The organism is Streptomyces sp. NPDC047974, from assembly GCF_040653375.1.
Lineage (GTDB): Bacteria > Actinomycetota > Actinomycetes > Streptomycetales > Streptomycetaceae > Streptomyces.
The window spans coordinates 25,156-34,842 of the sequence record NZ_JBEZNU010000047.1 but is presented as its reverse complement, the minus strand read 5'-3'; the positions used below and the strand labels follow the sequence as shown (position 1 = coordinate 34,842).

The window sequence follows — 9,687 nt, the reverse complement described above, 5'->3', positions numbered from 1 at the left end:
CCCGTCGAGCGCATGATGCGCGACGCCAAGATCACCCAGATCTACGAGGGCACCAACCAGGTCCAGCGCATCGTCATGGCCCGCAACCTCCCGTAGGGCGCGGCTCCGGCACGACCGCGGCCCCCGGCGTGATGCCGGGGGCCGCGGTGCCGTGCGGGGTCGGCGTCCGCCCGCGCGGGGGGACTAGTTGTCCGTGATCGTGATGTCGGAGTGCTCCGCGCCGCACGCGCTGGAGGCGGTGTCGTGGGTGGCGTCACCGCTGTAGGAGGCGGTCCACTTGTAGTCGCCGTCGTTGGCGGCGTCGATCCGGAACGTGGTGTTGTTCGTCGAGGCCTGGCCGTTGACCAGCGGGATCGCGGGGCTGGTGTAGACGGGCATGCTGCAGGTGGCGTCGGCCGGGCCGTACAGCTTGAAGACGACGGTGCCGGTCGGCTGGCCGCCGGCCGTGGCGGTGACGGTGCTGCTGTCCTGCGGGTACACGTACTGCGCGGTGGTGACGGTGGCGCCCGCCTTGATCACCCGCAGGGGCTCGGACTCGCAGGCGCTCATGGCGGCCTGGTTCTTGGCGTCGCCGCTGTAGCTGACCTGCCACCAGAAGGTGCCGATCGTGTCGAACGTCAGCGCGCTGGAGTCGGGGACGACCCCGTTCACGACCGGGAGGTTCTCGCCGGCGGGCCGCCGGTCCTGGGTGCACGCGTTGTCCGAGTACACGGCGTAGGTGACCGTGCCGCCCGCGTCGGGGGTGGCGTCCGACAGGGTGGCCGAGTCGGACACCGAGCCGCCGATCACGACCTCGTCGGCGGAGAGGTCCGTGGTGATCGACGGCCGGGTCTTGGTGACCACGGACGACTCGTTCGGGTCCCCGCAGGCGGTGGTGGAGCCGGAGTTGTTGGCGTCACCGCTGTACTGGGCGATCCAGTAGTAGGTGCCCACCGCGGTCGGGAAGTACTGCGCGGAGTTGTAGTTCCCGTTGCCGTTCACGTTGACGGTGCTGGTGAAGACGGGGGTGCCGCCGCACTGGGCGTTGTCGTAGAGGCGGAAGGCGATCGTTCCGGTCGGGCTGACGCCCCCGCCCAGGGTGGCGGTGTCACGGATCGGGTCGCCGATCGTCACGCTCGGCGTCGCGGTGGTGATCAGCGACGTGCAGTTGGTGAGGTTGACCCGCTGCGGGTCGATGAAGTCCTTCAGCTCGGAGTTGAAGGAGTCCGAGGAGCGGCTCTTCACGTAGGCCGAGCCGAAGGTCCGGCAGTCGCCGCCGGTCGGGAAGATCGCGTCGAAGGAGATCGCCGCCTCACCGAAGGTGAAGGGGTCCAGGGGGCCGAGGCCCCCGGCGGCGATGGTGCCGCCGGCCTGGTTGGCGGGGATCAGCGTGGTGTTGACCGAGCCGAGCGCGTCCGGGTTCTCGCCGTCGCTGATGACGTCCGCGGGGCCCCAGACCGCGCCCGTCCACTCCCGGATGGAGATGGTCGGGACGGTGCCGCCCCGGGAGAGGTCGTACGTGATGAGCTTGTCGCCCTGGGTGCGGACCGGGGTCGCGGTCTCCACGGACCCGTTGTTCGCGCAGTTCGTCGGCATGGCCATCGGGTTGCAGAACTTCTGGTTCAGCTCGAAGTCCATGTTCGTGGTGCCCTGCGGGCTGTTCACCCGCTGCCAGAACAGTTCGAGGAACTTCGGCGTCGTGGTCTCCTCGGTGTGGACGCCGAAGGAGAGCAGATCGCTCTTGTTGGGCGGGATCGACCCGGTGACGATGGTCGGGTTCGCGTCGTTCTCGGACGAGCCCTGACCGAACGAGTTGTCGTTGGCCCCGCTCGGCCGGTCGCGCTTCGGCACGATCCGCAGCGGGGTGCCGGTGCCGCCGGTCAGCCAGTCGACGCAGGTGGCCGCGGCGCCGTTGACGACCAGGTTGGCGTTGGTGTCGATCTCGAAGCGGCTGCCGTCCAGCGCGCTCGGCGTCGCGCAGATCGGCAGGGCCGCCGACAGGGCGGCCTGGGCCGGCGACGCCTGCGCGATGAACGCCCCGGCGAGCGATACGGCCAGCAGGGCTGTGCCGGCATGACGCCTGAGGGGTACGGGTCTGGTCACTGCGAACGCTCCTCGGTGCTCAGCGAGAGGTCATGCGCGTCCGCGTCGTCACCGCGTGCCGGTGGCGGAGGTCCCGGTCGCCGACGGTGCGGGGGCGGCGCGCGGGGAGGAACGTAACAGGGATAAAGGGGTAAAACGGGCAACACGGGCAAGGCTTCACGCGGGTGTCCCCGCGACCGCCCCAGTGGAGGAGCGCGCGGAGGACGTCTGGCGCCGGTGGCCCCCGGAGGGAGCGCCCCGCCCGCGGCGTGCCGACCGGGGCGGGGGCCGGTTCACCGGTCCGAGGTCACCGGCACCGGGATCACCGGCACCGAGATCGCCGGTACCGGGATCACCGGTCCGAGGTGACCGTGACCGGCTCGTCGTTCCTGATCTGCTCGACGAGCTGCTTCACCTTCGTCATGTCCCACTTCAGCGAGCCCTGCGGCGCGCTGCCCGCGAGCGGCATGTTCATCGACTTGCCGTCGCCGCCGCTGATGCCCTTCATCGCGAAGAACATCTTGCCGAGGTCGTACAGCGACATGTCCTTGTCGACGATCAGCGTGTCCAGGCCGGCCCCGAGCGTCGGGTACAGGGCGAACGGGTTGAGGATCGTCCCCGGGGTCGCCGCCTGGTTCGCCAGCGCGGACAGGAACTTCTGCTGGTTCTTCGTCCGGGCGAGGTCCGACTCGGCGAAGGCGTAGCGGGTGCGGACGAAGGCGAGGGCCTGCTCGCCGTTGAGGGTCTGCTTCCCGGCCTGGAAGTCGGCGCCCGACTTCTTGTCCTTGAAGCCCTTCTCGATGTTCATCTCGACACCGCCGAGCGCGTCCACGATGTTCGCGAAGCCGGCGAAGCCGATCTCCGCGTAGTGGTCGATCCGCAGCCCGGTGTTGAACTCGACCGTACGCACGAGCAGCTCGGGCCCGTCCATCGCGTACGCCGCGTTCAGCTTGGAGCCGCCGCGCGCCGGGTACGCCTTGCCGGACTCGGAGCCGACGAAGTTCGGGATCGTCACCCACGAGTCGCGGGGCAGCGAGATCATCGTGTTCCCGCTGGAGCAGGCCGCGAGGATCATCATCGAGTCGGTCCGCTTGCCCTCCGCGGAACCGGTGTGCAGCTTCTTCTTGTCCTCGGCCGTCATGCCCTCGCGGCTGTCGGAGCCGACGATCAGATACGTCGTGCAGTCGCCCTCGGCCGGCCGCTCGATGACCTTCGACAGGTCGACCTCGTTGCGCATCTGCGAGCTGGCCCACGCGTACGTCCCGACGCCCCACGCGAGGACGCCGACCACCAGCACGATCGAGCCGATCTTGATCCGCTTGCGCCAGTCCGGCGCGGCGGCGGCGGGCCGGCCGCCGGTACCGGAGGGTCCCCCCGGACCCCCGGGACCGCCGTGACCGGGCCCTCCGCCCTGCGGGGACCCGTACACCTGCCCGGTGCTGTACCCGGAGTCGTACCCCGTGGCCTGCGCCTGAGTGAAGTTCGGGTTGTACTCCTGCCCGTGTCCCTGGTCGCCGTACCCCTGCTGCCGGGGGTACGGCTGCCCCTGGGGGCGGCGCTGCTGCTCAGGCCAGTCATTCATGCGGACCAGTGTGCCGGTCTCCGCTTTCCGGGCGACAGGCCGGGTGGAAAATAGGACCGGGGCTGTTGCGAAGCTGATGCAAAGCAGACAACGCCGATACCCGGCATAAGGTGGACGACATGACAGAACCGGCCGGCATACCCGGCAAGCCCACCTCGGCCTCCCGCACCACCCTCAGCCACATCATGACGAGCCACGACACCAACCTCCTCGGCACGGTGCACGGCGGCGTGATCATGAAGCTGGTGGACGACGCGGCGGGCGCCGTCGCCGGCCGCCACTCCGGCGGCCCCGCCGTGACCGCCTCCATGGACGAGATGGCCTTCCTGGAGCCCGTCCGCGTCGGCGACCTCCTCCATGTGAAGGCCCAGGTGAACTGGACCGGCCGCTCCTCCATGGAGGTCGGCGTCCGCGTCATGGCCGAGCGCTGGAACGACACCACCCCGGCGACCCAGGTCGGCTCCGCCTACCTCGTCTTCGCCGCCGTGGACGGCGACGGCAAGCCCCGCACGGTCCCCCCGGTCCTCCCGGAGACCGAACAGGACAAGCGCCGCTACCAGGAGGCGCAGATCCGCCGCACCCACCGCCTGGCCCGCCGCCAGGCCATCAAGGAACTGCGCGAGCGGCGCCAGGCCGAGGGCTACCTCGACTGAGGTGCGGGGGCCGTCCCGGGCCCCGGGCCCCGGCCCCGCGTGACGGTCACGGACAGACGACCTGGTCCCCGGTGACCGCCTCGAACGGCCCCCGGACCGGCACCGTCTCCGCCCGCACCGCGGTGACCCCCTTGTAGTCCGCCCCCACCGTGACCCGCAAGGTCCCGCCCCGCCCCGGCACCGCCTTCAGCTCGGCCCCCGGCAGGGCGGCGGCCAGGGACCGGGCGGACCGGTCCCACCGGGGGTCGTACTCCACCAGCGTCCGCTCCCGCGAGGGCCCCGCCCCCGTCATCGGCGACCGCGTCGTGTCGAACCCCGTCGCCCGCAGCGCGTCGTCCACCTTCCGCCCGAGCCCGTCGGTCCGCGTCCCGTTGTGGACCTGCACGCGGATGTCCTTGGGCGCGACGTCCACGACCACGGCCTTGGCCTTCTTCTCCGCGGCCGCCGGCCGGGGCGCGGTCAGCGGCCGGTCCTCGCGCACCGCCGCGAACAGCCGCTGCGCCTTGTCCGCGTCCCACTTCACCGTCGAGCCGATCCCCTTCACGGGGAAGTCCATGTCCCCGATGGGCACGGACACGAACTCCGAGGACGCCGGCGTGAACCCCCGCATGCCCTTCGCGAGCGCCAGCAGCTGATCCGTACCGAAGTCCTCGTCGGCCCGCACCGAGCCCAGCATGGTCGTCGCGACCTCCCGGAACCTCACCGGGTTGAACAGCACCCCGCCGCTGGTCAGCCGGTCCACCAGCGCCGCCAGGAACTTCTGCTGCCGCTGCATCCGCCCGATGTCCGCGGCCCCGTCGATGTGCCGGGAGCGCACGTACTGCAGCGCCTGCCCGCCGTCCAGCTCATGCGTCCCGGCCGCCAGGTCCAGGCCCGAGTAGGCGTCCTTCACCGGCTTCGGGGTGCAGATCTGCACCCCGCCGACCGCGTCCACGGTCCGCATGAAGCTGGTGAAGTCGACCTCCAGATAGTGGTCGATCTTGACCCGGGTCATGGCCTCCACGGTCCGCACGGTCAGCGCCGGCCCGCCCTCCGCGTAGGCGGCATTCAGCTTCACCGGGTGCGCGCGGTGCTTCTCGCCGCTGTTCTGGTCGGTGTGCTCGGGCAGCTCGGCGTACGAGTCCCGGGGCAGCGAGACGACGCTCGCCCGGTCCCTGTCCTCCGAGACGTGCACGAGCAGCACGGTGTCCGTGCAGTGGCAGGGGGCCCCGCCGAGCCGGTACTTCCTCCTCTCCTCGGCGGTGATCCGGTCGCGTCCGTCGGTGCCGACGACCAGCACGTTCATGCCGGTCCCGGCCTGCGGCCGGTTCTTCATGTCCTTGAAGGGGTCCACCCGCGTGATCCCCGTGTCGAGCCCGGTGACCACCGCGTGCCCGATCCCGCCGGCCGCGAGCACCACCACGGAGAGCGCGGTCGCCATCCGCATCCCCCACCGGGGCCGCCGCCGGGGCCGCCGCCGCACCGGGGCGGGACCGCCGCGCCGGGGGACGGGCGGGCGGCCGGCCGTGCCGGGCGTGCGGGGCGGACGGGGCGTGCGGGGCGGTGTGGGCACGAACGGACACCTCCGCTGGTGTGACCGAGTGAAGACGGGGGACCGTGAGCACCGTAGGCCCATACGATCAGCCGGTAGGGTCACCGGCCCCGGCGGCGCGCGTCGCTGTCCCCCATTCGCGGTAACGCGACCCGTAGAGGAACGCGACACCCCCCGTATCCGCGATCATGCCGGTCCTCGAAGGGGAGCGGCATCCGGGCGGCGCGGGCGTCACCGGCCCTGGCGCGAACGGCGACGGCCGGACCCCTCCACGAGGGGTCCGGCCGTCGCCGTGTCCGAGGGACGGGCGGTCAGCTCTTCCCGTCCCACTTGTAGACCGAGTAGACGTCCATGCAGTCGGCCTTGTCGCTGGCGCCCTCGGGCAGGTCGCCGGCCTCGTGCTGCGGCTTCTCGTACGTGTCGCCCTCGCGCCAGTCCGCGCCCACCACCAGGGTGAGGCCCTGCACGTTCGCGTCCGCGCGGACGGTGGACGGCGGCAGGCCGAGCGCGGCCGCCACGGACTCGGCGTCCGCCCGGCCCTGGTCGCCGGCCGCCTTCGGGTAGGCGACGACCGTGCCCTTGCTGGGCTTGGGGTCCTTGGAGGTGCCGGCCTGGGTGAAGCCCTTCGCGACCAGCGCCGCGGCGATGTCCTTGGCGCGGCCCTCGACGGGCGGCTCCTCGTTGCCGTCGGTGCCGTTGACGACGGTGACGGCGAGCGTGGCGGGCGCGGCGGCCGTCGCCTTCGGCGTCGCGGAGGCCGTCGACTTCGGCTTGGCCGGCGCCTTGTCGCCGTTCTTGTCGAGGGCGACGTCGTCCCGGAGCATGTTCCAGATCTTGTCGGCCGAGGCCTTCGGCTTGAGCCAGGCGTCCGGGTTCTGCGGATACGGGTCGGTCGGGATGGTGACCGTGGAGAGCCGGTCGACCCGCACGTTCTTCAGCTGCATGCTGAGGTCGAAGAGCTTGCCCACGGTGTCGAGGCCGTCGGAGACCTCCAGCGCCCTGGTGCCGGTCTCCGCGAGGCCCATCAGCCGGGGGGTGTCCGTCCAGGCGTTCTGCTGCTGGAGCTTCTTCAGCATGCCGTTGAGGTACATGTGCTGGGCCTTGGCCCGGTTCTGGTCGCTGCCGAAGGCGTGCCGGGTGCGCAGCCACTGGAGCGCCTGCTCGCCCTTGACCTCGTGGGTGCCCTCGGGCAGCTTCAGTCCCGATCCGCCCTTGACCCGGGCGGTCGACCTGTCGTGCACACCGGTCTTGACGCAGACGGGGACGCCGCCGACCTCGTCGGCCATCGCCACCACGCCCGCGAAGTCGACCATGATCCAGTGGTCGATGTAGACGCCGGTGAGGGTCTCCCAGGTGGTGAGCGTGCAGCCGGCCCCGCCCCGGGTGAGCGTCTCGTTGATGGGCCGGTCGGTGGTGCCCGGGTACGGCGTGCCGTCCTCGCCCTTGCAGTCGGGGATCTTCACCACGGTGTCGCGGGGTATGGAGATCAGCGAGGCGTTCTGCCGGTCGGCGGAGACGTGCAGCAGCATCTGCACGTCGGCCCGGGGCTTGTCCTTCCGGAGGTCCTTGCCGCCGCCGAGCGCCACGTTCGCGTCGGAGGCCCGGTCGTCCGAGCCGATCAGCAGGATGTTCAGCGGCGTGTCGCCCAGCGCGTTCGGCGCCGCCTTCTTCACGCCGCTCTCGCCGCCCGCGCGGCCACCGCTGCGGATGTTGCTGTTGAGATGCTCGTAGTACGCGTAGCCGGCGCCGGCCGTGCCGAGGATCAGCACGGAGACGCCGATCGCCGACCAGCGCAGCACCTTCCGCTTGCCGGCCTTCTTGGCATTGCGGCGCGCGGCCGCCCGGCCGCCCGCCGTGCTCGCGGCGGAGCCGCCGTCGCCCGTCGTCCCGCGCCGGCGCGCGGCGCGGCCGGCCTGCGCCGGCACGTCGGCCGGATCCGGCGTCCCGCCGGCGCCGGTGGCCTCACCCGCGCCGTGCAGTTCGTCGTCCCAGCCACGGTCTCGGGCGTGCGGAACGCTTGGTTGCGTCCCCTCCCGTCGCACGCTGTTCTGTCCCACCCCAGGTCCCCTCTTCGGTCAGGCGCGCGCCGGACTCCGGTGTTTCCGGGTCACTTCGCGCACACCTGCTTGTCCGCTGCTACTTCTCCCAGATCCTTCGGCGCCTTTGCCGGTCCGGTGATGGGCACCCCGGCGCCCTTGAAGTCCGAGCCGAGGACGAGCGTCATGGGCTCGCGTTCCGCGGCGTCGGCGGTGCCCTGCTTGAGCGCCGTCGCGGGCAGCCCCATCATGTCCGCGAGGGCGCGGGCCTGATCGGCCTGGTTCGGCGCGTACTCCAGGGTCGTCTTCGCCGCCTTCTCGGGGGCGTTGCTCTTGTTGCTGGAGCGCAGGACGCCCTGCTCGTTCTGGAGCCAGTTGATGGTCGACTGGGCCGCGCCCTGGATGCCGCTGCCGTTGTAGACGTCGACGCGCACCTCGGCGGAGGGGGCCCGCTCGCCCTCCAGGAGCGCCGCCTGGGCCTTCGCCTGGGCGCTCTTGGCGGCCTGCTCCTTCTTCTTCACCTCGGTGAGCGAGGTGTCGCTCTGCAGCATCGCGAAGAGCTGCGGCGCCTTGGTCGGGTGCGGGACGACCGTCGCCTTGACCTTCTCGGCGGGGTTGTCGATGACCGGCAGCGTCGCGAACGTGATGTTCTTGGTGTCGATCCCGGCGAGCTCGCCCGCCAGGTCCTGGAGCTTGGTGAGCGACCCTATTCCGGCGTCGACGGTGAGCGCCTTGGTGGCGGCGTCGGCGAGGTCGAAGAGCTTGCCCGGGTCGGTCAGGGTGTCGTCGGACTTCATCTGACGGATCATCGAGCTCAGGAACTGCTGCTGGACCTTGATGCGGTCGAGGTCCGACTCGTTGCCGAAGCTGTGCCGGGTGCGGACGAAGGCGAGGGCCTGCTCGCCCTGGACGACCGACTCGCCGGCCGGCAGCTTCAGGTGCGACTTCGGGTCGTCGACGGGCTTCTCGACGCAGACCTTCACACCGCCGACGGCGGTCGTCATCTCCTTGACGGCGTTGAAGTCGGCCATCATGAAGTGGTCGACCTCGACGCCGGTGAGCTCCTCCACGGTGCGCATGACGCAGCCGGGGTCGCGGCCGTTCTGCCCGAGGCTCACGTTGAAGCGGACGTCGGCCTCGGCGGGGATCGTCTTGATCTGGTCGCCGTCCTTGACCTGGCACTCGGGGATGTTCGTCTTCAGGTCGCGCGGGATCGAGACCGCGGTGGCGTTCGACCGGTCCTTGGAGACGTGGAAGAGGATCGTGGTGTCGGCGTGGCCGGGGCTGTTCTTGTCGCCGTAGCCCGCGTTGCCCGCGCCGGTCCGCTTGTCGGTGCCGATGAGCACGATGTTGAAGGCCTCGCCCTTGCGGAAGCCGGCGCTCTTGTTCTTGCCGACGACCTCGACGACGTCGAGGTTGCCGTTGAGCCGGCTGTAGAGCGCGTACGCGCCGACCGCGCCGCCGACCAGGACGAAGGCCATCGTGCCGCCGGTCCACAGCAGGACCTTCTTCTTGCGGCTGGCGCCCTGCTTGCGCTTGCGGCGGCTCTGCGGGGGCACCCGGCGGCCGCCGCCGGACGAGCCGGGCGCGGCCTCGGGGGCCTCCGGCTCGGCGGGGCGCCGCCGTCTCTGGCCGGGAACAGGAGCCTCGGCCGGGGTGGTTGACCGGGCCGGGGGGCGGGTACTGGAACCGGTGGTACCGCCGGGCGACTGCCCAGCGGAGTGGTCCAGTCGCAGTTCGTAGTTGCCCGTCTGCGGGTTGAGCACCCACTGGTCGGCGGGGTCGATCTCGTCCGCCCGTCCACGGCTGTGCGCGTCCACGGTT

General features: G+C 71.3%; 7 protein-coding genes. 2 read left to right on the top strand and 5 right to left on the bottom strand.

The features are described from left to right. Nucleotides 1-96: acyl-CoA dehydrogenase family protein (locus AB0E19_RS35720; protein ID WP_157849844.1), on the top strand; the 96-nt coding region annotated here is incomplete at its 5' end. Between the two features lie 87 nt (nucleotides 97-183). On the opposite strand, the gene AB0E19_RS35715 is transcribed toward AB0E19_RS35720, so the two are convergent. Beyond that, nucleotides 184-2,082 carry a hypothetical protein gene (locus tag AB0E19_RS35715; protein WP_362188379.1) on the bottom strand — a complete coding sequence of 633 codons (1,899 nt, stop codon included), beginning with the start codon at nucleotides 2,080-2,082 and terminating at the stop codon, nucleotides 184-186. A 331-nt stretch (nucleotides 2,083-2,413) separates the two neighbouring features. Then, nucleotides 2,414-3,643 carry an LCP family protein gene (locus AB0E19_RS35710; RefSeq protein ID WP_362188376.1) on the bottom strand — a complete coding sequence of 410 codons (1,230 nt, stop codon included), beginning with the start codon at nucleotides 3,641-3,643 and terminating at the stop codon, nucleotides 2,414-2,416. Between the two features lie 119 nt (nucleotides 3,644-3,762). On the opposite strand from AB0E19_RS35710, the gene AB0E19_RS35705 reads away from it, so the two are divergent. After that, complete coding sequence (locus tag AB0E19_RS35705; RefSeq protein ID WP_360611420.1) at nucleotides 3,763-4,296, top strand: acyl-CoA thioesterase; 534 nt, start codon at nucleotides 3,763-3,765, stop codon at nucleotides 4,294-4,296. Between the two features lie 46 nt (nucleotides 4,297-4,342). On the opposite strand, the gene AB0E19_RS35700 is transcribed toward AB0E19_RS35705, so the two are convergent. The 3 genes from AB0E19_RS35700 to AB0E19_RS35690 form a co-directional block, all read right to left on the bottom strand. Beyond that, nucleotides 4,343-5,911 (bottom strand): LCP family protein, encoded by a 1,569-nt coding sequence (locus AB0E19_RS35700; protein WP_362188371.1) that lies wholly within the window; start codon nucleotides 5,909-5,911, stop codon nucleotides 4,343-4,345. Between the two features lie 227 nt (nucleotides 5,912-6,138). Next, entirely contained in the window at nucleotides 6,139-7,884 is a 1,746-nt protein-coding gene (locus AB0E19_RS35695) for an LCP family protein (RefSeq protein ID WP_362188368.1), read from the bottom strand. Nucleotides 7,885-7,934: 50 nt separating this feature from the next. Beyond that, complete coding sequence (locus AB0E19_RS35690; protein ID WP_362188365.1) at nucleotides 7,935-9,683, bottom strand: LCP family protein; 1,749 nt, start codon at nucleotides 9,681-9,683, stop codon at nucleotides 7,935-7,937. Nucleotides 9,684-9,687: the final 4 nt, after the last annotated feature.

Excerpts from the sequence above, each read along its gene's own strand:
- AB0E19_RS35710 (WP_362188376.1), bottom strand. The coding sequence starts at position 3,643 with ATGAATGACTGGCCTGAGCAGCAGCGCCGCCCCCAGGGGCAGCCGTAC.
- AB0E19_RS35700 (WP_362188371.1), bottom strand. The coding sequence starts at position 5,911 with ATGGGCCTACGGTGCTCACGGTCCCCCGTCTTCACTCGGTCACACCAG.
- AB0E19_RS35705 (WP_360611420.1), top strand. The coding sequence starts at position 3,763 with ATGACAGAACCGGCCGGCATACCCGGCAAGCCCACCTCGGCCTCCCGC.